This window comes from Deltaproteobacteria bacterium PRO3, from assembly GCA_030263375.1.
Classification (GTDB): Bacteria; UBA10199; UBA10199; order DSSB01; family DSSB01; genus DSSB01.
Map to the genome: position 1 here is coordinate 25,500 of SZOV01000002.1, position 22,871 is coordinate 48,370.

Annotated in this window: 17 protein-coding genes and 1 tRNA gene; 4 read left to right on the forward strand and 14 right to left on the reverse strand. The window is 53.8% G+C overall.

Annotation, left to right across the window (positions count from 1 at the left end; genetic code table 11):
- Window positions 1-2: 2 nt before the first annotated feature.
- On the reverse strand, window positions 3-1,727 hold the full coding sequence (sulP, locus tag FBR05_00665) for a sulfate permease (GenBank protein ID MDL1870698.1): 1,725 nt from the start codon (window positions 1,725-1,727) through the stop codon (window positions 3-5).
- Window positions 1,728-1,912: 185 nt separating this feature from the next.
- Between sulP and FBR05_00670 the strand changes: the two genes are divergently transcribed.
- Window positions 1,913-3,283: a hypothetical protein gene (locus FBR05_00670; protein ID MDL1870699.1), complete on the forward strand. Its 1,371-nt coding sequence runs from the start codon at window positions 1,913-1,915 to the stop codon at window positions 3,281-3,283.
- Window position 3,284: 1 nt separating this feature from the next.
- Here the strand turns inward: FBR05_00670 and FBR05_00675 are convergent, their stop codons facing one another.
- Both FBR05_00675 and FBR05_00680 read right to left on the reverse strand, forming a co-directional pair.
- Window positions 3,285-3,665 carry a hypothetical protein gene (locus tag FBR05_00675; protein MDL1870700.1) on the reverse strand — a complete coding sequence of 127 codons (381 nt, stop codon included), beginning with the start codon at window positions 3,663-3,665 and terminating at the stop codon, window positions 3,285-3,287.
- Between the two features lie 64 nt (window positions 3,666-3,729).
- Window positions 3,730-3,981, reverse strand: a complete 252-nt coding sequence (locus tag FBR05_00680) for a hypothetical protein (protein MDL1870701.1) — start codon at window positions 3,979-3,981, stop codon at window positions 3,730-3,732.
- Between the two features lie 72 nt (window positions 3,982-4,053).
- On the opposite strand from FBR05_00680, the gene FBR05_00685 reads away from it, so the two are divergent.
- Together FBR05_00685 and FBR05_00690 are read left to right on the forward strand one after the other, a co-directional pair.
- A tRNA-Gln gene (locus FBR05_00685) sits at window positions 4,054-4,124 on the forward strand.
- A 1,021-nt stretch (window positions 4,125-5,145) separates the two neighbouring features.
- Window positions 5,146-8,478, forward strand: coding sequence for a hypothetical protein (locus tag FBR05_00690; GenBank protein ID MDL1870702.1), 3,333 nt, complete (start codon window positions 5,146-5,148; stop codon window positions 8,476-8,478).
- A gap of 17 nt (window positions 8,479-8,495) precedes the next feature.
- Here the strand turns inward: FBR05_00690 and FBR05_00695 are convergent, their stop codons facing one another.
- The 7 genes from FBR05_00695 to FBR05_00725 form a co-directional block, all read right to left on the reverse strand.
- A complete protein-coding gene (locus FBR05_00695) occupies window positions 8,496-9,404 on the reverse strand; it encodes a restriction endonuclease (GenBank protein MDL1870703.1) in 909 nt (302 codons plus the stop codon).
- 18 nt (window positions 9,405-9,422) lie between these two features.
- Window positions 9,423-10,595 (reverse strand): DUF4263 domain-containing protein, encoded by a 1,173-nt coding sequence (locus FBR05_00700; protein ID MDL1870704.1) that lies wholly within the window; start codon window positions 10,593-10,595, stop codon window positions 9,423-9,425.
- A 614-nt stretch (window positions 10,596-11,209) separates the two neighbouring features.
- Complete coding sequence (locus tag FBR05_00705) at window positions 11,210-12,226, reverse strand: nucleotidyl transferase AbiEii/AbiGii toxin family protein (GenBank protein MDL1870705.1); 1,017 nt, start codon at window positions 12,224-12,226, stop codon at window positions 11,210-11,212.
- A complete protein-coding gene (locus FBR05_00710; GenBank protein ID MDL1870706.1) occupies window positions 12,219-12,842 on the reverse strand; it encodes a hypothetical protein in 624 nt (207 codons plus the stop codon). The genes FBR05_00705 and FBR05_00710 overlap by 8 nt, the downstream gene beginning before the upstream one ends.
- A gap of 232 nt (window positions 12,843-13,074) precedes the next feature.
- Window positions 13,075-13,761: an RES domain-containing protein gene (locus tag FBR05_00715; GenBank protein ID MDL1870707.1), complete on the reverse strand. Its 687-nt coding sequence runs from the start codon at window positions 13,759-13,761 to the stop codon at window positions 13,075-13,077.
- Window positions 13,752-14,156, reverse strand: a complete 405-nt coding sequence (locus FBR05_00720) for a DUF2384 domain-containing protein (protein MDL1870708.1) — start codon at window positions 14,154-14,156, stop codon at window positions 13,752-13,754. The genes FBR05_00715 and FBR05_00720 overlap by 10 nt, the downstream gene beginning before the upstream one ends.
- Window positions 14,157-14,422: 266 nt before the next feature.
- Complete coding sequence (locus FBR05_00725; protein MDL1870709.1) at window positions 14,423-14,899, reverse strand: hypothetical protein; 477 nt, start codon at window positions 14,897-14,899, stop codon at window positions 14,423-14,425.
- 453 nt (window positions 14,900-15,352) lie between these two features.
- On the opposite strand from FBR05_00725, the gene FBR05_00730 reads away from it, so the two are divergent.
- On the forward strand, window positions 15,353-17,173 hold the full coding sequence (locus tag FBR05_00730; GenBank protein MDL1870710.1) for a long-chain fatty acid--CoA ligase: 1,821 nt from the start codon (window positions 15,353-15,355) through the stop codon (window positions 17,171-17,173).
- Here FBR05_00730 and FBR05_00735 read toward each other — a convergent pair.
- The 4 genes from FBR05_00735 to kdpA are packed head-to-tail and all read right to left on the reverse strand — an operon-like array spanning window position 17,170 to window position 22,857.
- On the reverse strand, window positions 17,170-17,862 hold the full coding sequence (locus FBR05_00735) for a response regulator (protein ID MDL1870711.1): 693 nt from the start codon (window positions 17,860-17,862) through the stop codon (window positions 17,170-17,172). The two genes, FBR05_00730 and FBR05_00735, sit on opposite strands and share 4 nt — an antisense overlap.
- On the reverse strand, window positions 17,859-20,567 hold the full coding sequence (locus FBR05_00740) for a sensor histidine kinase KdpD (protein MDL1870712.1): 2,709 nt from the start codon (window positions 20,565-20,567) through the stop codon (window positions 17,859-17,861). Before FBR05_00740 ends, FBR05_00735 begins: the two co-directional genes overlap by 4 nt.
- Before the next feature lie 49 nt (window positions 20,568-20,616).
- Window positions 20,617-21,174: a potassium-transporting ATPase subunit C gene (locus tag FBR05_00745; protein MDL1870713.1), complete on the reverse strand. Its 558-nt coding sequence runs from the start codon at window positions 21,172-21,174 to the stop codon at window positions 20,617-20,619.
- Window positions 21,175-21,189: 15 nt separating this feature from the next.
- Window positions 21,190-22,857 carry a potassium-transporting ATPase subunit A gene (gene kdpA, locus FBR05_00750; protein MDL1870714.1) on the reverse strand — a complete coding sequence of 556 codons (1,668 nt, stop codon included), beginning with the start codon at window positions 22,855-22,857 and terminating at the stop codon, window positions 21,190-21,192.
- Window positions 22,858-22,871: the final 14 nt, after the last annotated feature.

The window sequence follows — 22,871 nt, forward strand, 5'->3', positions numbered from 1 at the left end:
ACTCACCCCTTTTCCTCCCGAGCCACGCTGGGGACGAACTTCTCCGGCGGGGGCGCCGGCGGCAGGCCCAGGATCTCCCGGGCGCGGTTGAGCGCGAGATCGACGTTGGTTAGGACATTGGCCTCCCCGAACAGCTCGATCTTTCCCGCCTTGTCGATGGCCAGGTAGGGCTGGGCATGCACCCCCGAGAGGATCAGGGTCGTCCCCTGCTGGTCGCAGCGCCGCTTGAGGTCGACCAAGGCCATCAGGCCGGTCGCGTCCATCGCGGGGACGTGGCGCATGCGCAGGATCAATACCTTCGGCGGCTGCTCGACGATGTCGAGGGTATCCTTTAAGCTCTCCGCCACCCCGAAAAAAAACGGCCCGCTGATCTCGAAGACCTCGACGCCCGGCGGCACCTCGCGGCTGTGGATCGAAAGCGGGTCCTCGAGGTCGACCCCGGCGCTCTGCGGGTCGGCGATCTGGCGCGTGATCATCCCGATATTGGTGACGTCGGCCATGCGTTTCATGAAGAGGAAGGCCGCCAGGACCATTCCTACCTGCACCGCGAGGGTCAGGTCGAAGAAGACGGTCAGAAAGAAGGTCGCCAGCAACACCGCGACGTCGCTTTTGGGCGCCTTCAGCAGGGTCTTGAAGGCGTGCCACTCGCTCATGTGATAAGCCACCACCACCAGAACCGAGGCCAGGACGCAGAGCGGGATCAGCTTGGCCCAGCGGCCGAAGAGCAGGAGGATCAGGAACAGCACCAAGGCGTGTACCATCCCCGCCACCGGCGTGCGGCCTCCGTTGCGGACGTTGGTGGCGGTGCGCGCGATCGCGCCGGTCGCGGGGATGCCGCCGAAGAGCGGGGACGCTATGTTGGCGATCCCCTGGGCAATGAGCTCGGTGTTGGACTTGTGCCGCATCCCGGTCATGCTGTCGGCCACGACGGCGCTGAGCAACGACTCGATGGCACCCAGCAGCGCCACGGTGAGGGCGGGGCTGAGCAGCATGCGGATCTTCTCGAAGCTCAGCTCAGGAAAGGCGGGCTTGGGCAGGGTCGCGGGGATGTCGCCGAAGCGGGAGCCGATGGTCTCGACGGGCAAATGAAGGACCTGCACCAAGACGGTGACTACAAGCATCGCGACGATCGAGCCCGGGATTCGCCGGGTCACGCGCGGCCACAACACGATGATGGCGAGGGAGAGCGCGGAGAGCAGGATGGTCGTCAGGTCGGCCGAACCGAAATGCTCGAAATAACTCCGCCACTGCTCGGTGAAATGCGCCGGCAGGCTGGGAATCTTCAAGCCGAACAGGTCCTTGATCTGCCCGCTGAAGATGATGACGGCGATCCCGCTGGTGAAGCCGGTGGTGACGGGGACGGGGATGAATTTGATGAAGCCGCCCAGCTTCGCGACGCCGAAGCCGATCAGCATCAGGCCCGCGAGGATGGTGCAGATCACCAGCCCGTCGTAGCCGTATTTTTGAACGATGCCGTAGACGATGACGACGAAGGCCCCGGTCGGGCCCCCGATCTGCACGCGGGAACCGCCCAAGGCCGAGATCAGAAAGCCCGCGACGATGGCGGTGAAGAGGCCCCGCTCGGGAGGGACGCCGGAGGCGATCGCGAAGGCCATGGCGAGGGGCAGGGCCACCACGCCGACAATGCCTCCGGCCATGAGGTCCTTGAGGAATTGCGAAAGGCTGTAGTCTTTAAGAGACCGGATCGATTCGGGAATCGATGGCATTGCGAAGGGCCCTATAAGGCCTTTGCGACGATTTTTCGAGTTTTTTTCTTCCCGCCCCGCCCCCTAAGGACACAACCTTTCCCGGCCCATCCCGAAAAACCCGGCGCATTTCCTTCATTTAGGCTCGGGACCGGAGGCCGCTCCCCGCGCGGCGGCCGCACCGGAAGATTCGCGCGCCCAGGGCCATGAACCGACTTTCGACAAAGCCATTCTCGCCGCCGCCCGGACTCGCGGCCTCGCTGAACGCGGCCTCCGCCGCCGAGCTTGCGGCCCTTGTCTCCGATCCCCGCGAGGACCTCCGCAACGAAGACCTGCTGCGGCTGGGCCGCCGTTGGCGGGCGGAGGGCCATGACGAGCGCGCGGCCCGGCTCTTCGCTGCCTTGCGGGAGGAGGACGCTTCCGGAAACACCGCGGCGACAGCCGAGCGGGAGTTGGCCGCCGTCGCCGGAACGGGGAGCTTCGGTCCGAGATTCGAATACCTCGCCTCCCGCTTCGCCCGCGACCTCACGGACTACCGCCAACTGTTGCCCATGCTGGCCGCCGGCTGGGCGGGCGAGATCGCCGGGGCCGCGGCCCTGTCTCGGCTCGCCGGTGCGGGCCGATCCGCCCTTGCGACGCGCCTGCTGGCGGGCGGGGCCGCCCTACTGGCGGAGACGCCGGTCCTCGTCGGCGTTCAGCGGCTCCTGGCTCCCGAATCCGCGCCTCCCCTCCACCGCGCCTGGACGAGCGCCCTGTTGGGACTTGGAGTCATGAAGTTGTTCGGCGGATTCGGCCACGGCGCGGCGGCCCGCCTGCCCGCGCGGCTGGCCTTCGCCCGGCCCGCCCTCTTCCAGACCTCGCTCTTCTCCGGCCTGCTGGCCGCGCGGCGCGCGGAAGAGGCCGTCGGCCTGCGCGAGCGCCGGGCAAACGCCACTTGGGTGACGGATGCCCTAGCCTCGTACCTTGGGCTTCGCCTCGGCGCCGGCTTAGGAAAGCGCCTCTTGGGGCCGTCTCTGGAACCGCGGAGCCCGGCAATTCCAAGACAAGAGGCCTTGCGGCTGGACGCGCTTTTCTCCGCTTTCTCGCCGTCGAGACGCTCGGGCTTGGCCTGCCTCGCCTTCGACCTACATGCGTCCGCCGGCAACGGTTCCTCGGTGGATCTGCCTCGTCTGCTGGGGGCGCTCGCGCTCACCGGCCTGGGGGTTTACGGATTGTGGCGCTGGGCGCGGGTGCCTCCTCCGAGGCCCGGAGAATATTTCTACACCCCCTCGGCCAGCGAGCGTTGGTTGCTGCGGGAATTTTTCCCCTTGGGGAGGGTTCCCGAGCGCATCAGTTGGACCGCGTGGAAGAGAGTCCAAGGCAAGGTGCTGCGCGCCTCGGACCTATTTGACCGCAAAGAGTCGCGGCGCCTCCCTCGGGATTGGAAGCGCCAGGAGCTGCGTACGCTGGCGGTCAACGTCTATACGGGCAAGGAATACCATTATCTGCGCTCGAACACCCCCGTTCCGCGAAAGGCTCCGGAGCCCTACTCAGTCCAGGCGGATCCCTTCCCGAACACCGAGGCGAAATCGGATTGAGCTAGGCGGGGCTGGTGTCGATGCCCGCGACGGCCACCTGATTGGGGTCGGCCGAGTCGATGCGCACTAGGAGGCGCGCGCCGGGCTGGAATTGCGGAATCTGGAGCATGGAAATGACCATCTTGGTCTGCACCTGGTAAGGACGGCGGCTGCGGTCGGGGGTAACCTCGAGGGTCATCAGGACCTGAGGGTTGTTGTTGATCTGGACCCCCGTATCGGCCAAAGCCAGCACCTTGGCCTTGCCGGGCTCGCCGGTTTGCAGGATGCGCTTGGCGTTTTGGTTGGGTTTGATGACCTTGACGTAGATGAAATAAAAGACGACCGCGAGGATGCCGAAGGTGAACAGCAGGGAAACGGCCGTGAGGATGAGACCCGTCATCATGGCTAAGCTCCTTTATTGAGCCCTGAAGACGGCTAGACTAACCGAATCCCGTCCGACGGCAAAATTATTTTTGCGCGGGGGTCGCGGCGGCGGGCGGCGGCGCCTTTTGCAGGGGCTTGACGACGATGCCCTTGGCCTTTTGCTCTTGGGTGTACTGGTCGAGCTTGTCCTTTTCGACCTTGATCTCGGCGATCATGGCCCCCTTGGCGTCGTAGAGCTCGACCGGGACCTTCTCGGGCAGGGCCTGGGCCTCGGCCCCCAGGGCGGGACCTGCGGCCAGGGATAAAAACAGGGCGGATAAGGCAAACCATTTCATAAATCCCTCGCTTGGATTTTGGAGTTGATAGATTTTACCGAATTCATTAAGCGAATGCGAAATCTTATTCTTTCGGGGATCGTCTAACGGTAGGACTACGGACTCTGACTCCGTCAATCTTGGTTCGAATCCAAGTCCCCGAGCATTGCTGGACGCGCGATCCACTGGGCCGTCCAGTTGAAGGGCTTTTTTAAGGAATATTCGAGGGTTCCGTTCTTGAGAAAGTAGTTCGATTTGATCGGATTGAGGAGTTCCCGTTTTCTTGGTCCGTTGTTCTTAAATACAGTTGATGTATGTGTTTGCCGAGTTCGAGTATCTTCTTCCCGCTCTCATAATATGGGATGTCCGCATAACCGTAGGCGTTGAGTTGGGCCTCAAGGATTAGCTTCTCTTCATGCCAGCGATTGGTATTGGATAACCAAAAACTCTTCCCGGATCCTTCCATCCAATTAATCGATATAGGACTGGTCGATGCGGGCCGGTAAGGTATCGACCTTTTTGCGAAAGCGTCATCAATTAAAATTCTTGTCTGGGTTGGGACAAGAAATGGGGAGTCTGTCTAACGGCCTTCATTTTTTCGGGTCGTTTTGTACTTATAGCTATCGATCGCAATCGAGGTAGTCTTAGCCCCTAGTTTCTCTAAAATCGTTCATTTTAGGGGCAATATTTTTTTTAGCCGGGACCTCAGCCCCCTTTTGAAGTTTTGCATTCGTGCTTGAATAAAATCACGCGATTAGATTTTTTTACGAAAGGTCGATTCTAAGGGTTTTTAAAGCCCATCTCCATTTTGGGTGGGGACTAGAAAATATTCAGGTCGGCCCAACAATGCATCGTCCCACTAATTTCGCGAAGGACCAGGACTCGATTTGCTGGGCGGTTTTTCAGTCAGAAGTCTGAATTCGGCAGGTGAGGTCGTCGATGAGCCAGGAGCTTGTTTGACAGTCGGGGTTATAAAAAGACTTCCCTCGTCCATAAGGTACCTCTCAAAGTTTTGAGAACAATGTCCTAAACGAGGTTTTCATTCAACGGACATAAGCAGACACGTCAGGGACAAATGCGGACAAGTTCCCAATTCAGCCACCGGGATACACCCCGTTTTTAAAGGGTTTTTAGCATAAATGTATTTATTTGCATGGCTTAGAGAAGAAGCCTAAAATTCATTAAATGAGCAGGAAGTTTCCCAGCCACATAGAAGGTCTGCTCAAATATGTTTCTCGTCCTGAAGAAAAAGCAAACGAGGATCTTGCCTTAGCTTATTTTAGGAAACTCTATCCCGATACATTTACTCGCCAATCCGAAGCCAAGAGATCTGATGGATACGTCCCTAGTCATTTTGTCTTGGAGTTAAAAGGAAAAACTAATGATTGGTTATGTGGCCTTTTCCAAGGCCTCGCATATAAGCGTGAACTTGATTTCTCATTGATCGTTGTAGCAGCGAAACAGTTTCTTGCAGTCTGGCAAGTTAATGATCTTCCAGAAGAAGCTATCCAGGAAGTCCTATCTAGCAAAAAGGCAGCCAGTACTCTCGGTAAAGATTTAGCGAGAAAATACTCTACTGAAAAAAAGAGTCTTTATAAAAAGGCCATTTGGACAGGGGGAGATGAACTTTTTGGAGATTTATTTAGTTCACAATCCGATATTGTCTTCACGAAACTTAAATCATTTGAAGATACTCTCCGTAAAGCCAAGAAGGTTCGGCAGAAGATTACTCCAAGAAATTTCATTACCATTTTAAAACAGATGCCCCAGTTTTTTGACCCTGCCCAACCAATCAAAGCCGTGCGGGCTTTTTACAGTATGGTGTTCGGTTGGAATGAAACGTCCGTATTACAGATAAGCCAACGTGTTGATGACCAAGCAACCCTCGGTGGTGAGAAAATAGAAAACCTCATTTCCAGCAAACGGCTTTTATTCAAAGAATTTGTAGAAAATCATGCGGTGCAGTTGGGTGAGGGCGAAAATAATGACGATTTCTTTGCACATTATGACGAGGCTCTTGACGCCGTAGATAAAAACTTCCGAATCGGTCATGGAATTTTTTTTACAGATTTAGATTTATCAAAGTTTGTGATGTGGCTTGTGAAACAACACTTGCCGGATCTAGGGAAAAATTATCTGGTTATTGATCCGGCCTGTGGAAGCGGAAATCTTGTTACAAATTGGCGTTCCCCACTTGAACTAAGACACAAGGTAGTAAGTGAAATCGAGCCTGAATTACTTTTCTCCGTGGAACAGAGAATGAAAGGTGACGCATGGCACAACGGGAAATTCACAGTTGTTCCAAAGGTAAATGAAAATAAAGGGTTAAATTTTTTGGATAAAAGTGCAGATGATTATCTTGAGATTTTAAAAAGATATTTAATCGAAAAAGGACACAAGCCAAATAAGCCATTAGCCTTCTTATGCAACCCTCCATATAGAAGTGACGATGACCAGACAGCCGAAGCAATAAAATATAATATTCATCCTTCCATTGTAGAACTTACCGGTAACGACGCCAGTTCTGAACGCTATTGCTGTTTCTTGGCACAAATGAAGCAGATTTGTAAAATTGCAGAGGAAAGTGGGCTGCCCGGTGATTCACTTTTACTTGTATTTACTAAAGCCGCCTGGATGACCAAGCGGCCAATATTTCAAAAATTAAGAGGAGAAGTCCTCGCCAGTTTCAAAGACATTGATGGGATTTTGATTAATGGTAAGGAATTTTTTGATGTTAAGGGAAAATTCCCAGTGGCCTTTACGATTTGGGCATACAACACAAATAGAGAAATGCTCGATCCAGAAAGAAATATTTCTCTTATCGACCTTACTTGGGTAAAAAAAGATCAACTCGCCAATTTATCTTGGACTGATATTAAGGCCTTAGATGATCAATGCAAAACGATTCTCTCTAATCCAAGGTCCATTAGGGTTGGACTGGGCATAGAACGACAAACAATTAGGGAGTGGGTTGAACAAAAAATGACTGATTTTAAAAGAGATCGACGCCGAAACGAGGTTGGATTGACCATTGTGGGAGGTTTACCTTTAGGCGATCCTCGTATGGAAAATAAAAAAGCCTATGGCGATAGTCTGGGCGGAAAAATTGGTTTCATGGATGATTTAACTCCATGCCGAATCAATAAAGAATCTTTTAATGTGCCTCATTTTCATCTTGACGTTAGATTCATGCGAGTAAGGGCCTATCGTTGTTTTTCGGGACACGCTGATAATAGATCATTTGCGGCTAATTCAATGGAAGAAGCGAAAAAGCTGTTTCTCTGGTTCTCGCTTGGGAAAACTTTCGCACATTGTTCATATCCACTGTGGGTGGATGCTCTTGAAATTTGGACTCCTATTATACCACAAAGATTTTCCAATGAAGTCTTAAAATATTCGTTTGCCATTGGGTTCTCAGAAAATGAATGTGTTGAAACAATATTTCCTGCAAATAATCCCGTTAACGGAGCTCCAGAAATAATTGTGTCTAATCCAATGGCCCCAACAAGTCCTGAGTCATTTTGGTCAAAAAACATGGCTCAAGTATTTTCAGAATCGAAATCGACTCCAGATAAACTTGTTCAATCCGTCGAAAATCTTTATTCAGTTTGGAAAAATAATTTCCACGGCAGACCAGAAATAATCGCTCCATTTAAAAGACCTTATTTTATTACTAAAGGGGCTCTTAGGGTAACGGCGGGCATTGTCCAAATTAAAGATTATGCGAACGAAACGGATGATAAAGCTTTATTGGGGGTCTACGAGGACGTTCAAAAACTCCTAAAGCAAACAAAGGAAGAATTTTATAACCTTCTCCTCGATAAGAATGGATTGAATTATTTTGGAATGCAACAGCCCAAAAAAATTGTATCTCTTTTCACTCCTTCTACAAAATTTGAAAAAATCTTAGAAAAACGTTTAGTCGTTGCTGGATTGATAATTAATTCTCTTTCAAATGATCCTAATTTTGGTCGAACTAAATTTGCAAAACTCTTTTATCTTGCGGATGCAACGCAAAATATAGATCTTCGAACAGATTATTACCGGGAGGCCGCTGGTCCTCTTGATGCAAGAGCCCTTTATAATTCCAAAATGGGTATTGAAGCTTTAGGTATGAGTTATGATTATTTCCAGGTTAAACAAACCTCTGGCCGGCGAGTAAAATATCTTCCGGGAGACCACCTTCCTGATTTGGTAGAAAGAGCCAAAAGCCTTCTAAATGAGAAGGTCCCAGAAATAAACCGAATTACAGAGATATGTCGGAAACTCGATACTGATCAATGTGAAATTGTGGCCACTTTATATGCTTGCTGGAATGACCTCTTAATCGAAGAAAAAAGAGCGGAGGACCAAGATATTATTAGAGAGTTTCTTCAGAATTGGCACCACAAGAAACGTCGATTCCCCAAAGACAGGCTTCTGAAGGCCTTGGGCTGGATGAGAAGGCATAATCTAATTCCAAATGGCCGTGGCAAGCATACAACCGCTAAACAAGCCGTTGAAGACGATGCTTTTTAATTGCTACCAACGCCCTTTTATTCTTCGTTAAAATAATCAGAATCGATCCTTTTGGTTTCATAAGTGGATATGGGCGTAAGCCCAATGTTGTGGTCGATCATGAAGTGAGCTAGTTGCTCTCCGTCGATTAGAATAATTTTAGAATCTATTTTGGATACGTAATCCTGAGCATCTTTCGTAAATGAAGAGGTTGTAATAAAAATTCCTTTTTTTGCTCGGTGGCCTTGAAGGGCCCCAGCAAATTTCTGAATTTCTGGCCTTCCAATCGTTGCCTGCCATCGTTTAGCTTGAATATAAATGACATCCAGACCCAACCGATCTTCATTTATTATTCCATCGATTCCTTCGTCACCCATCCGACCAATAGCTTTTCCAGCTTCTTTTCGGGACCCTCCGTATCCCATTTTTACCAATAGATCTATAACGAGTCGTTCAAAAAAGGCCGGGGAGCACTCGCTTACGATTTTAAGTAATTCCGAAGCAAGGTTTTCACGTAATTTCTGATAGGCGGTTTCCAAGAGCTCGGCTGGAGTTTTAAGATTTTCAGCTTCAAGTATATCAGTTGTTTCCTTTTGTTCTTGTTTTTTTGTTCGAAATTCTACGAATTCCGGAAATTGGTCTAAGAATTTCACATTGATTTTTGACGGATTCTTCGCCAAGGCTTCACGGCCCCGAGGGGTAATTTTAAAGAAGCCTCGCCTAGTGGAATCAAGCAATCCCGCTTTACTTAAATACGTTCGAGCCCATGCAACCCTATTATCAAAAACTGGCTGCTGACCACTCGGCAGCAAATCTTTTCTCTCCAATTCCGTAAGATTGAATTTGTCCGCCAAACCCTCAATCACTTCGCGCAAAGAGTGTTCTTGCCCGTCTGCAACGAACTGCAACAAGGGAAGCATAGTAGATTGATAATCTGGAATAGGCATAAGAAATATCAATATGGATTACTTGCCGGGTTTTTTCTTTTTGGTGGCCTTTAGTGGGAGCCTAGGTCTCGATAATTTTTTACTAAATTGCTCAAGCACTACTATATAATTTTTAAGTCGGGTTAGTAATTCATCATAGGTTAGAATAGTTATATTCTTAATTCCCTGAGAGAGAAGTCGCAAGTCGTCGCGTTGTTTCTGCGAGGCAAAGCGTCGTGTGTCACCAACTAGGATTATTCCCCGTGGCCGTAAAGCCTTGGTCTCTAAATTAAACTTATCCTTGAGATGCGAGCGTAAAGCATCACCGTGACGACTAACATTATCAATATAATTCTCAGTCTGGATTATGGCTTTCGATACCTCAGTAGTCCAAAAAAAATTACCCCGCCCGGTATCTTCCTTTAAAATCTGCGTATCGGGTTTCTTTATTTCAAGTATATCCAAATAATTGTCGTGAGTTATTAAGGAAAAATCTGGAAATTTCGTCTCACCTATCGCCAAATTCAATTTGTCCAGAGCTTTGATATAGCCCTGTTGCATTAAGAGGATGTTTGCTTTTATATAGTCTTGCCACCAAGATTCTCCATGGTCCTTATCAATTTCCTTTTCGAAATCTGTTGCTAATTCTTTCAAGGTCTTTATTTCAGCAGAAGCCTTAAGAAGCGTAACGGTTCCAACAGCTTCTGTTGCTACAAATTCGGGAATGAACTTTCTGATTACATCCCGGTCCTCAGTGGATAGCCTCGAAACAATTTTCTTATCTAACATCCCGGCAAGTGTCCCTGGGACATAGGTTTGGGTTATGCCATCACTAAAATATGAGGGAAAAGTTATGGAGAAAAAACGGCGAACAATGTCATTTTTGATATCCCTGCTGCGCGACCATTCCTCCTGATACATTTTGCTGAGGAGCTTTTCCGATATTCTTATGCGGGTAACCCCCCATTTAGTTTCAATCGAATTGGTTGCAGGCGTGATGATCCATTTGAAATTTTGGAATTTGGCACTTAAAGTTTCTAGAATATGTTTTCCAAACTTTATACTGCCATCTGGATTCAACTTCTGTGGTTTCCGCCCCTCGAAATAAATCCTCGTGCCTTTTAGCTTGTTTCCATAGCTCTTGGTAGAGACGACGACGTAGTTTTTTTTTGAGGATTTCCTCTTTTTTCTTTTGCGTGGCGTTCGAGACATAATAGCAACGTTCTATCTATTGGAAATATCAATATTGAGAAAGTTGAGATTTTTAAATCCGTTGAGCGTCCCATGCCGCTTTCTTGAAAGCTCTTACCTCAAAGTGGTCCGCCTTACCTGTGTTGATTAGGCTTTTTATTTCCGAGTCGATCAAAACCTTTCCCAGATTTTTCCATGACCCAGTGGACTGTGGAACAGATCCCATCGAATTTTATATCCCACCCGCCTGACACAGTAAGGTGACTCCCTCAAGTCAGGTAACTGACCAACTGTCACCCATATTTTCTATCCTGCACTTTCGTTTTAGACCGTTCATCTTTCTCAAGGGTGTTTTTTCTAAATGCGCTCGTTTCCTGTCTTTCCTTTTTTCGACAGATTGTTGCGATTTCGAAAATCCTCGCTCCTCTCGGCGATGGGCTACGCCCCCTTTAAAGTGGCACACACCTTACGCAATTCGCGTTCGAAAACTAATTGCTTAAAATAATTCACGAATTTCAATTTCTGCCCCCACTTTAAAGGGGCCTCAATTTGTCCGACAATGTCCGCTCTATTTTAAGTCTTTGTAATTCAAATTTATTTTTGTCCGACAAAAGCGGACAAAAAATTGCCTCCGGTTAAGAGTTAAATTCCGTTTCAAACAATTTAATCCCTTCCATCACCTCATCCCACGAGGCCGGACCTTCAAAAAACATTTCCCGCATGGCTTGGTAGTCCCTTCCCAATTCATAAGAAATGCGATCGGGAGGGGCGAGCTTCAAGGTGCCCTTTTTTGCAAATTGGTATTTGGCCCATGTCGATGGAAAATACACTTCTTTATGTTTTGCGACTTTTTCTAAAAGGGCCTGGTTGGCCAAAGCTTCAGATTTGGCCGAAGAGTTGAGGAGGCAGGAAAAGTCATAATAGTGCCGGGACAAACGCGGAGGAACCTTCTTGTCGGAAGGAATATTTGCATATTGGTGCAAGATGGTCGCCTTCTCCCAGAAGGTTCTTTCAACATTCAAAACTTTCACGGTGACAGCGGGTTCTTCAACTTGATCATTTACCAGTTCCTTCACGTAACTTCGAATGGTCTTTTGACTCACAGGCCAATGCTCGGCCCGGGCACCCAGTTCGATCTTAACTGATGGTTGGATATAACCGGTTTGGGCAGTCGTAATGGCTGGATAATCAAAAAGCAGGGTTTGGTTTGTATCGTCGGCTTTGTCAATTCTAAGATTCCACCCATCGGTCGAGTTGAGCTCATTGGAAAAATCTTCAGAAAGGGATTTCAAAAGTTTGTTTTGAACGTACTGCCCACATTCTTGGGAAAGCTGTTCCAAGGAAATACTTCTTTGCTTGCGGCTCGAGAAATGCTCAGGAGAATTATCCTCAGAAAAACCAAAAAATGATTTCTCGATGGACAGGTCAACATCCTCTGAAAACCTCCTGATGAGATTATAAACTTTAGAAAGGGAGGTGCCTCCTTTGAAAGTGAGATGATCTTTGATTTCAGTGATATTAAAAAGCCTCCCCAAAACCCAGACCACCCAATAATCCTTCTCGATCAGAGGGCTGGTGACGCCCATTTGTTCCGCGGCCTTTTCAAAATAAGGGAATCTTTCTTTTGGAGTGAGGAGGTGAATTTTATCCATTCATGTTTCCACGTAATTCGATAGTGACCTTGCGGATCCAAGCCGGGGCATGTCGGATACCGCGGTTAAGACTTTTCTCATCAATGGCAAGGAGATGCTTTTTCAATTTCTGGGTTTCGGATTTTGTTAAATGATCTTTGCCCATGTATTTCAGCGCTTGAAGGATCAAACCCAACAGAGTTCCGGCATTGGCCATATTTTTGGCTGTGGTTTTTTTGAAGACTATCTCAGTCTTGCCGATCTTGATCTTTTTGGAAGGCCCATCCGTGATAAAAACAACCCGAGAAGGAACTTGGTCAGAGAGACCTAAGAGGTTAGCGGCATATGCACCGGAGGGTTGAATCTTGATGTTATCCCTCTCGGAAATGGCTTGAGCAACCTTATCAACCGAGGGTGGAAGAAAACCCAATTTTTCATGGGTTCGAGGGTATTCATAAAGGCCTTGGGCAAGGCGGCGGATCATGCCGGCTTTGGTTAAGCGGTATAACGCGAGCCTAACTGATCCTTCCGTACCAAGCCCTCTAAAATTCTTTGGGGTCATGCACCAACCCCTAGTATGGCCATAAATTCTATTTTTTATAATAGTTTCAATAGCTTTTGAGTTATTTTTAGGCATTTTTTGTAACAAAAAGTAGTATGTTTTTGTTACAAAAACAAGGGGGATTTTTTTGAGGGTTTTATGCAGGTGAGAAGAGAGGTCGAAAACCTTAAGCCACTCGGCTATTCATCGCAAATTCGAAAAGTTCTTTCCCTTGCGGGCTCATCAAAAAAGTTCGATAACCATCGACGTCCCCGAGCATTATTGAACGCGCGGCTAATATGCCATCCAGTTGATATTCCAAGCCCGTCTATTGTTTTTCATAAACTGAAACGATTTTGTTTCCGTCCCAGACATAAATGAAATGCCCGCCTACCTGCGGGTTGGATAAGGTTTTAGGTCTAAAAACCGCGGCGCAGTCATTTCGTTTCGGAAATGGATCCCGAACGCTTTTAAATAGTAAGCCGTTGCCTCCTTGGGCCCGGAGACTCCCGCCGAGTTTTTGCCCGGCACCATAAGACATCGGATCGTAAATGCCGGAAGGAGTCCCGGATACGCCCCGAACATCGTAAAACATCCCCTTCAATCGCGCCTGTATAAGCCTCATCTCGAGATGCATGGCCTTCTCCCGAGTGCGTTTCATGAAAACTTCCCGATGGTATTTGGTTTCCTCAAGGGCGGTTTGGAGGTTTTTCGCGCAATAATAGACTCCGAAGGAACCGTCGCTAAATCGGCTTCCCTCCGGATTAAGATGCAGGAAAGGAGCCATGAGATAACTCGCGTTGTTGCCAAAAACCCATTCTTCCTTGGGCACCAAGCGAAGCAAATTCTGTTCCGCTCGCAGCCGATCGTTGGTCATCGCCTCAATTTCATAGAGGACTTCGAATTCATCGGGATCGGAGACCCGATCAAAAACATCGATGGGGGGATCGCGGGAAGGAATTAGGCGGAAGGTCGCCCAATCGACCTTCCTTATAGGAGGGACTCTTACGACCATCCGCCCCTCTGTGCGTCGAGGTATTTTCGAACCTCGTAGAGGTCTCCCACGTTTCCCGACAACATTCGGTCCAAGGCCGAGCCTCCTCCAAATATCGGCGCGGAGTTAGGCTTTTTCACCCATTCGTCGGAGGATTTTTCGTTCGGCAATAAAATCTGCAAGGCTTTAAAAATGCCGAGAACATAAGAAATTCTCTCGAGGGTGTCCTTCGGCAATTTTTTAACATCGAGATTTTTATATTTATAGAAAGTCGACTGGGGCTGGACCCCCAGAAGGGTCTTCTGCTGTTGCGGATTTAAGCCCCATAACTCCGCAACCTTAAAAAAGGCCTTGAGACCGGAGCGAGCCATCTTCTCATCCGTTAGGGTCGGTTTTTCGACGGGAAAGGCATTCATCAATTATCCATAAATAAAATTTAATTTATATATATTCCATATATGGATTATCGTCAAGCGACACCCGTGGGTTGCGAAATCATTTCCGAGCATCGCCACTTCACTGCGCAACCCGAGGGGCGGCGCCCCCCCCTTTTCTATGAGGAAACATGGATCAGGCCAAGTGTTGGAAGGAAATTTAATAAAAATCGACTTTAACAATATATTGGCATCGCAACCCGACAGCCCGCCCCGCAACCACGGCGGAGACAAGACGCAAACCCCGATCAATTAGAAATATTCGGCGTTTTCATAATCGAAGTCGAAGGAATCTGCGGATCCATCACCTGAGTCTTCGCCTTGACGGAGCAAATCACCGCATCCGAATTGCCGTCGCTCACGTTGAGAGTGATCGACCCGTCTTGTCCGCCATCTCCCGAAACGACCTCGAATACGTAACGGCCGGGGTAGTGCAGCGCCAGCATCGCATGCTTCTCGCAAGAATCGAACATTTTTTGCGCCCCCCAGCCCGGGGAATTGACGCTGATGTTGACGTTCATCGGCTTGCCGGCCGAACGGCCTTCGATGCTCAACGTCAGGGAATTCGCGCCATAGACCGGATTGTGCTGTTGCTGCACCTTGGTAACGGACTCGAGAAATACCGGAACGATCACCCAACTTTGCGCCGACAAATTCCCCGTCGCCGCCACGGACAAAAATACGCCCACCCCCAGGGCGGATTGCAAAAATTTTCGAAGCTTCATCGCCGTCTCCTTCAATTAACAATCACGCGAAATGCCGCATCGTCCTCGTCTGCCTTGCCTTCCCCCTTGTCGCTATCCTTGTTTCCCTCGACTCCCCCCGACCCGATTTCGGCTTCGCCTCCGCCCTGGGCAAGGCCCTCATCAGCAACCTCATTGGATAGATGGCTCTTCCGGCCCTCCGCGGCCGGTTGCAAAAGCGCAGAACCCTCCCCCCTTTCCTCCCCCTTCTTATTCGTGCAGGACGCCATAAAAAGGGAAACAACCAACAGGGAGGAAAGAAGACGCAATAGCTTTGACCAAGCGCGCGGACGCAACGGCATAGATGATAAAATATTCCCAAATCCCCTGTGGGATATCCTAGCAACCCAATAAATATTAATCCAGACAAGAGCTTTCCCCCTGCGCCGCATTGCGCCTTTTTTCGCTGGCCCCTGGAGAAACCTCGGTTGTACAATGTTTCTCCGTTCGATGGTGGAGAAGGGGGGAGTCATGGCCGCTATTTTCGAAACCTTCGAAAAGTCCGCGAAAAACAATACCCTGCGTCCGGCTATCGCCTTCCTTAAAAACGGCGAAAAGGTCCACTGGACCTACCGGGAGTTGCTCGACCGCGCCAATCGCTGCGCCGCCGTGCTCCGGAAGCTGGGGCTCAAACAGGGCGATCACGTCGCCCTGATCTCAGCCAACGACCCCAACTGGTCGGTCGTCGACCTCGCCGTCAACAAGCTCGGCATCGTCCTCGTCCCCATCCACACCGTCCTGACCGTCGACCAGATCGCCAAGGTCCTCGACCAATCCCGCTCCAAGATGCTGGTCCTGGGCCCGGGGGTCGAGGACAAGACCGCCGCCCTCCTCGGCAAGCTTCCGCCTTGCACCGACTCCGTGTTGTTTTTTGAAAAATCGCTCAAAAAAGGCGAGCTGCCGAAGGGAAAGCAGGCCCACTTCCTCGACGAGCTGATGAAACAGGCCCAGCCGCTGCCCGCGTCGGACGCGCCCAAGGTCAAGGGCGAGGATCTCTCCACCATCATCTTCACCTCGGGGACCACCGGCGAGATGAAGGGCGTGCTCCTCACCCACCGGGGGCTGACCGACTCCACGATCTTCGGCAACGAGCCGGTCGAGGCCTCGGCGGAAGACATCGTCCTCTCGGTGCTGCCGCTGAGCCACGCCTTCGAGCGCAACGCGGGGCTTTTAGGCCCGCTCTTCCTCGGGGCTCAGATCAACTACGGCCGCGGCCTCCCGCAGCTGGTCGAGGACATCCAGGTCTTTCGCCCCACCCGCATCAACGCGGTGCCGCGCCTGCTCGAGAAGATCCGCGCCGGCGTGATGGATAATCTCAAGAAACGCTCCGAGGGCCTCTACAACGTGTTTCTCAAAGTGTTGGAGCAGAGCGCCCAGCTGCACAAGAAAAAATCCGAAAAAAGCGCCGCCGCCCTCTTCCACCTCCCGGCCGACCGCATCGGCGAGCTGCTCTTCTACAAGAAGATCCGACAGAAATTCGGAGGCCGCCTGCGCCGCATCATTTGCGGCGGCGCGCCCATCGACCCGGAGGTGGTCGAGTTCTTCGAGTCCATCGGGATCGAGGTCCTGCAGGGCTACGGCCTGACCGAGGTCTCGCCCACCGTCAGCGTCAACCCGCGCCGCCGCAACAAGATCGGCTCGGTGGGCCTGCCGCTCCGCTGCGTCGAGGTCAAGCTGGGGGACGACGACGAGATTTTGGTGAGGGGCAGCACCCTGATGCGGGGCTACGACAGCGAGCAAGCCACCCGCGAGGCGATCGACAAGGAGGGCTGGTTTCACACCGGCGACCAGGGCTACATCGACGAGGACGGCTATCTTTACATCAAGGGCCGCATCAAGGAGATGCTCGTCACCTCCTACGGCAAGAACGTCATTCCCTCGGTGGTCGAGCAGGCGCTGGAGAAGAGCCCGTGGTTCCTACAATCCGCGGTCTTCGGCCACGGCAAGGCCTACCTGGTCGCTCTCTTGGTCCTCAACCAAGAGATCGTGCGTCGCGAATTCTCCGCCCCCGAGTACGCCGCCCTCGCCTGGCCCGAGCTCTGCCGTCACCCCAAGGTCCTGCAGCGGGCCAAGGAGGAGTTGGCGCGGGTCCAGCAGGAATTGGCCTCTTACGAGCAAGTGAAGAAATTCGAGATCGTCCCGGAGGAGTTCTCCCAGGACAACGACATGCTGACGCCAACGCTCAAGCTGAAGCGGCGCAAGATACTCGAGCGCTACGAGTCCTTGGTCGCAGGGATGTATAAGGGCGGGGATTAGGGCTCCAGGATCAGACGGTAGCCTACGCCAGGCTCCGTGACGATCAGGGAGGGAGTTTCGGGGTTGGGCTCGAGTTTTTTTCTCAGATGCCCCACGTAGACCCTCAGATACTGGGTATGCTCCACCGAATTAGGTCCCCAGATCTCTTTGAGGATCTGCCGGTGGCTGACCACCTTGCCTTGATTTTTCCACAGCAGGCGCAAAATGCCGAACTCGGTGGCGGTCAAATGGACGGGATCGCCGTTCACCTTGACGGTCCGCGTAGCGAAATCCACCTCCAAGCCGCCCGCACGAAAGACGGGATTTTCGGAAACCTCCGGCTCGCGATGGCGTTCGATCACCCGGATCCTCGCCAGCAGCTCGGGAACGCTGAAGGGCTTGGTCAGGTAATCGTCCGCGCCGGCATCCAGCAATTGCACCTTGTCCCGCTCGGAGTCCCTGACCGTCAGCACCACGACCGGGACCTTCGACCACTCCCGCAGGCTTTTCAGGACCTCTAATCCCTCCATGTCGGGCAGGCCCAGGTCCAAGACCACCAGCTCCGGGCGGAAACCGATGGCGACGGCCAAGGCGTCCTTCCCGGTCGCGACCTCCTCGATCTTGTAGCCCTGGTTCTCCAAACTCACCCGCAGGAACTTGCGGATGGCCGCCTCGTCGTCGATGACCAAGATGCGTTGGATGGCCGTCATTGCGTCGCCTCTCGAATTTCGGCGGGCGCCTCGGGGAGCGGCAGCCAAACGCTGAATTCGGCGCCGCCCTGCGGCGTCTCGCCGGCCTCGATCCTCCCGCCGTGCGTCTCGACCAGGCTCTTGGCGATCGCCAGACCCAAGCCGGTGCCGCCCGCGGGCGTTCCCGGGACGCGATAGAATTTTTCAAAAATATGCTCCCGCATCTCCTTGGGAATCCCCGGCCCCTGGTCGGCCACGGACAGGACGGCGAAGCCCAGGCGGGCGCGCAGCTCCACGGTGATGACGGTCCCCGGCGGGGAGTAAGAAGCCGCATTCAAGAGAATATTGGAAACGGCGTGCTCCAAAAGCTGGAAGTCCCCCTGGAGGTAAAGCCCCTGTTCCGGCTCCCGGAACACCACCCGATGCTCCGCCAAGGGGAGTTGCAGGCTCTTCAAGGTCTGTCGCGCGAGATCGCGGATATCGAACCACTCCTTGTTGATTTTCAGCATACCCGATTCCAGCCGCGTCATGTCCAGCAGGTTTTCAAAGACGCGATTGAGCCGGTCCACGGAGCGGATCATCTCCTTGACGAGGGCGCCCCGCGCCGCGGGATCGCCGGCGGTCTTTTCCTCCTGCAAGGCCGTCGCCGCCCCCATGATCCCGGTCAGCGGCGTCCTCAGCTCGTGGGAGATGCAATTCAGCAGAGTTTGGTGAAGCCGCTCGGACTCCGCGAGGAGGGCCCCCCGGTTGTGCTCCTCCTCGAATTCGTTCTTGGCGACGGCCACCGCGATCTGGTTGGCGATGACGAAGAGGAAATTTTCCTGCTCCGGAGTCAGCTCCCTGCGGGAACGGGGCCGAAACAGGAGCACGCCGTACTTCCTCTCGCCCCACTTCAAGGACACCGCCAGCGAAGAAGCCATCGGAAGCGTCTCGGTCGACCAGCCCGCAATGCGGCCGTGCTCGAAGGACCAGCGCGCGACGGCCCGCTCCTTCTCGTCCAAGGCCATGGCGCCGAAGGAAGGTCCGTCGTCGTGCTCCAGGTTCGCCCGGGTCAAGACGCAGCATTCGCCGCCGAAGATCTCTTCCATGCGCTCCAAGGCGGCCTTGACCACCGCGTCGACGCCGCGCGCCAAGGTCATCGCCTTGAGGATTTCGTAGAGAATGTTCGTCTTTTCTTCCCGCTGGCGCAGGGCGCGCTGCTGCCGTCTCAAGCGGAAGGCGAAGCTGCCCGTCACCACCGCGACCACGAAGAAGGTGAGGAACATCATGATGTCCTCGGGGCGCCGGATGTAGAAAGTGAAGAGCGGCGGGATGAAGAAAAAATTCCAGATGAGGGAGGCGAGAGTCGCGGCGAAAAGGGTGGGGCCGAGGGAGGCCACCAGGCCGACGGCCATGACCATAAGCAAAAATATGAATCCCACCGCCTGATAACCGATCAGGTCCCGCAACACCCAGCCCAGCGCCGCCGTACAGGCGATGAAAGCCGCCGTCTTCCAATAGGCCGAGATCGGCGCTTCCGCTTTCAGGGGCGACAAAAATCGGAACGGTTTTTTTCCGGGGTCGGGTTGCCGGATCACATGGACGTCGATGCCGCGCGTCTCGCGCGCCAAGCGGTCGATCAGGGACCCGCCTTGAAACAATTCGCGCCAAAACCTACGCGTGGGGCGTCCAATGACGACCTGGGCGACGTTCTTCGCGGCGGCGACCCTTTGAATGGCGGCGGCCACGTCGGTATCCTGGGTCGTCACCACCTCGGCTCCCAGCTCCCTCGCCAGCTCGAGGTTCTTCACCAGCAGATTCTGCTCCGGCTCGCCGAGCGCCCGTCCCGTGTCCACGTAAAGCGCGATCCACGTGGTCTCCATCTGCACGGCCATTTTGCGGGCCGCCCGGATCAATCGTTCGGAGAAGGGGCTGTGAGTGACGGCCACCATGATCCGCTCGCCGGTTCCCCAGGGTCCTTGAACGCGGCCCTCCGCGATGATCTCTTGCAGGTCTTGGTCCACGCGCTCCGCGGTCGCCCGGAGCGAGATCTCCCGCAGCGCGGTCAGGTGGCTTTCTTGAAAAAAATGCTCCATGGCTCGGTTGGCCCGCTCGGCGGGATAGACCTTACCCTCCCGAAAGCGCTTGAGCAGCTCGTGGGGGGAAATGTCGATCAGCTCGATCTGGTCGGCCAGGTCGAGGACCGAATCGGGCACCGTCTCGCGAACCGGCACGGCGGTTATCAATTGCACCAGGTCGACTCGGCTCTCGAGATGCTGCACGTTCATCGTCGAATAGACGTCGATCCCGGCTTCCAATATCTCGAGGACGTCTTGGTAGCGCTTGGGATGGCGGGATCCCGGGGCGTTGGTGTGGGCGAGCTCGTCGACCAGCACGATACGGGGCTTGCGGGCCAGAACGGCCTCCAGGTCCATCTCTTCCAAGACCGTCCCTCGGTATTCGATCTGCTTGCGGGGCAGCAGCGGCAGCCCCTCGAGCAAGGCGGCGGTTTCCTGGCGGCCGTGGGTCTCCACGATCCCCACCGCCACATCGACGCCGGCCATTTTTTGGGCCTGGGCGGCCTTGAGCATGGCGAAGGTCTTGCCCACGCCCGCCGCCATTCCGAAAAACAGGCGCAGCTTGCCGCGCCGCCGTTCGGCCTCTTCCTTCTTGATGGCGGCCAGCAATTCGTCGGGATTGGGCCGGTTTTCGCTCGAGGGGGAAGGCATAAAATCAGTCGCGCCCATTTTAAACGCCGCCGGGCGCGGGGAACAGCGAAGATCGCCTCCGGAGCTTTTATTTTTTCAGGGCGTCGAGGGCCAGGTTCAATTCCAGGACGTTGACCAGGCGGCCCGACGCGAGGATCCCGCCGGAAACAAAGGATTGCCTCAGGATCAGGGCTTCCACCTCCGCCAAGGCCATGCCGCGCGCTTGAGCGACACGGCCGGCCTGGTACAAGGCGCCCGCCTCGGTAATGTGGGGATCCATGCCCCCTCCCGAAGCGGCGGCCAATTCGGCGGGCAGGGGTTTCTCGCGGGTGGCCCCGTATGCCGCAACCGTCTTGGCGGCGCGGTCGGTCAAGTCGCCGCTGGTGGGCGATTTGTTGCTGCCGCCCGTCGCCGACGCGTTGTAGTCCACCGCCGAGGGCCGGGACCAAAAATACTCCGGCCTGGTGAATTTTTGGGCCAGCAGGGAGCTGCCGACGATAATTCCTTCGGCATTCTTCAACAAGGAACCCTGGGCGGTTTGAGGGGCGATCGCGCCCGCGACCGCCAGCAGGACGGCGGTATAGGCCGCCACGACGATGGCGATGGTAACGATAGCGAGTCGAATGCCGATGACAAAGGATTTCATATTTGCTTTCCGTTCCTACCTCATGAATTGCAAATGTTCGGCGACGGGTCCCAGGATCGCGACCGGGAAAAAGGTAAGCGCGCCGATGAAGATGATCGTCGCGAACAGCATGATCCCGAAGGTAAGGTTATCCACGCCCAGGCTTCCCGCCGACTCCGCGGCGGACTTTTTGACGGCCAGGGAGCCGGCGATGCCAAGGGGCAGGATGATCGGGATGAAGCGGGCCAGAAGCATCACCAGGCCCGTCGCGACGTTCCAAGGGACGTTGTTGTCGCCCAAGCCTTCGAACCCCGAGCCGTTGTTCGCGGAGGCGGAGCTGAACTCGTAGAGGATTTCGCTGAAGCCGTGCGAACCGACGTTGTTGAGCGCCTTGACGCCCCAATCCGTCGCGGCGAACAGGGCGGTCGGGGCCAAAATGAAAAGGGAATGCGCGAATAGCGCCAACACCGCCAGCTTGACCTCGTGCGATTCCACGCGGCGGCCCAAATACTCGGGCGTACGGCCCACCATCATTCCCGCGACGAAGACGCCGAGAACGATGTAGACGAACATGTTGACAAAGCCGACGCCGACGCCTCCGAAGTCCTCGTTCAGCCACATGCCGACCATCGGCATCAACCCGGTCATGGGATTCAAGCTGTCGTGCATGGCGTTGACGGACCCGTTGCTGGTCGAAGTGGTCGCGACCGCCCAAAGCGGCCCGGCCGCGGATCCGAAGCGAAGCTCTTTTCCCTCCAGGTTGCCGGTCGTCTGCTCAACGGCCAGGCCCGCGAAGGCTCGGGTTGGGGCCGATTCGTAATGAACGGCGGTCGCGATGCGGGCCGACATCAGGGCCAGCATGACGCCGAAGACCACCGCCGCATGACGTATCCGCTTCACGATGCGGCCGAACATCCAAACGCAGGCCATCGGAATAACGACGATGCTGACCGTCGAGACCATATTGGTGAAGAAGCTGGGGTTTTCGAAGGGATGGGTGCTGTTCGGGCCGAAGAAGCCCCCGCCGTTGGTCCCGAGCTGCTTGACGGCGACGAAGGCCGCCACCGGACCGCGGGCGATGACCTGCTCGATGCCCTCCAAAGTCGTCGCCTTGACCACCCCATCCAGGGTCATGGGCATGCCGCCGAGCACAAAGATAAACCCGACGATCAGGCAGGCCGGCAGCATCACCAAAAAGGTCGCCCTTTGCAGGTCGAGGAAGAAATTCCCCATCTCCCTGCGTCCGGCGGCGCCTCGGGCGACGGCGGCCAAGGCGGCGAGCCCGACGGCAGGCGTCACGAACTGCAGCCACATCAAGGTCAGCTGGGAGAAATAGCTCAGGTGCACTTCGCCGGAGTAGTGCTGCAGGTTGGTGTTGGTCACGAAGGAGGCCACGGTGTTGAAGATCAGGCTGCCTTCCAAGGCGGACTTCCCGTCCGGATTGAGCGGCAGGCGCTGCTGCAAAGCCAACAGGGCGAAACTCACGAGAAACAGGATCACGTTGAAGGCGAGCAGGGACAGGGTATATTGTTTCCAGTCCTGCGGCCGTCCGACGAAGCTCCCGCCGAAGGCGCGAAACAGGCGATCGAAAAGGCCCGCCTGCCCGGGCTCGGGATCCATGGCCCATTTCAAATATCGACCCAAAGGCCAGGAGAGCAAGGCACTGCCGCCGACGATGAGAAGGACAAAGAGAAAAACGGTCATAAGAGCGTCCTATC

Coding starts and splice junctions, on each gene's coding strand:
- sulP (MDL1870698.1), bottom strand. CDS start 1,727: ATGCCATCGATTCCCGAATCGATCCGGTCTCTTAAAGACTACAGCCTT.
- FBR05_00670 (MDL1870699.1), top strand. CDS start 1,913: ATGAACCGACTTTCGACAAAGCCATTCTCGCCGCCGCCCGGACTCGCG.
- FBR05_00675 (MDL1870700.1), bottom strand. CDS start 3,665: ATGATGACGGGTCTCATCCTCACGGCCGTTTCCCTGCTGTTCACCTTC.
- FBR05_00680 (MDL1870701.1), bottom strand. CDS start 3,981: ATGAAATGGTTTGCCTTATCCGCCCTGTTTTTATCCCTGGCCGCAGGT.
- FBR05_00690 (MDL1870702.1), top strand. CDS start 5,146: ATGAGCAGGAAGTTTCCCAGCCACATAGAAGGTCTGCTCAAATATGTT.
- FBR05_00695 (MDL1870703.1), bottom strand. CDS start 9,404: ATGCCTATTCCAGATTATCAATCTACTATGCTTCCCTTGTTGCAGTTC.
- FBR05_00700 (MDL1870704.1), bottom strand. CDS start 10,595: ATGTCTCGAACGCCACGCAAAAGAAAAAAGAGGAAATCCTCAAAAAAA.
- FBR05_00705 (MDL1870705.1), bottom strand. CDS start 12,226: ATGGATAAAATTCACCTCCTCACTCCAAAAGAAAGATTCCCTTATTTT.
- FBR05_00710 (MDL1870706.1), bottom strand. CDS start 12,842: ATGCCTAAAAATAACTCAAAAGCTATTGAAACTATTATAAAAAATAGA.
- FBR05_00715 (MDL1870707.1), bottom strand. CDS start 13,761: ATGGTCGTAAGAGTCCCTCCTATAAGGAAGGTCGATTGGGCGACCTTC.
- FBR05_00720 (MDL1870708.1), bottom strand. CDS start 14,156: ATGAATGCCTTTCCCGTCGAAAAACCGACCCTAACGGATGAGAAGATG.
- FBR05_00725 (MDL1870709.1), bottom strand. CDS start 14,899: ATGAAGCTTCGAAAATTTTTGCAATCCGCCCTGGGGGTGGGCGTATTT.
- FBR05_00730 (MDL1870710.1), top strand. CDS start 15,353: ATGTTTCTCCGTTCGATGGTGGAGAAGGGGGGAGTCATGGCCGCTATT.
- FBR05_00735 (MDL1870711.1), bottom strand. CDS start 17,862: ATGACGGCCATCCAACGCATCTTGGTCATCGACGACGAGGCGGCCATC.
- FBR05_00740 (MDL1870712.1), bottom strand. CDS start 20,567: ATGGGCGCGACTGATTTTATGCCTTCCCCCTCGAGCGAAAACCGGCCC.
- FBR05_00745 (MDL1870713.1), bottom strand. CDS start 21,174: ATGAAATCCTTTGTCATCGGCATTCGACTCGCTATCGTTACCATCGCC.
- kdpA (MDL1870714.1), bottom strand. CDS start 22,857: ATGACCGTTTTTCTCTTTGTCCTTCTCATCGTCGGCGGCAGTGCCTTG.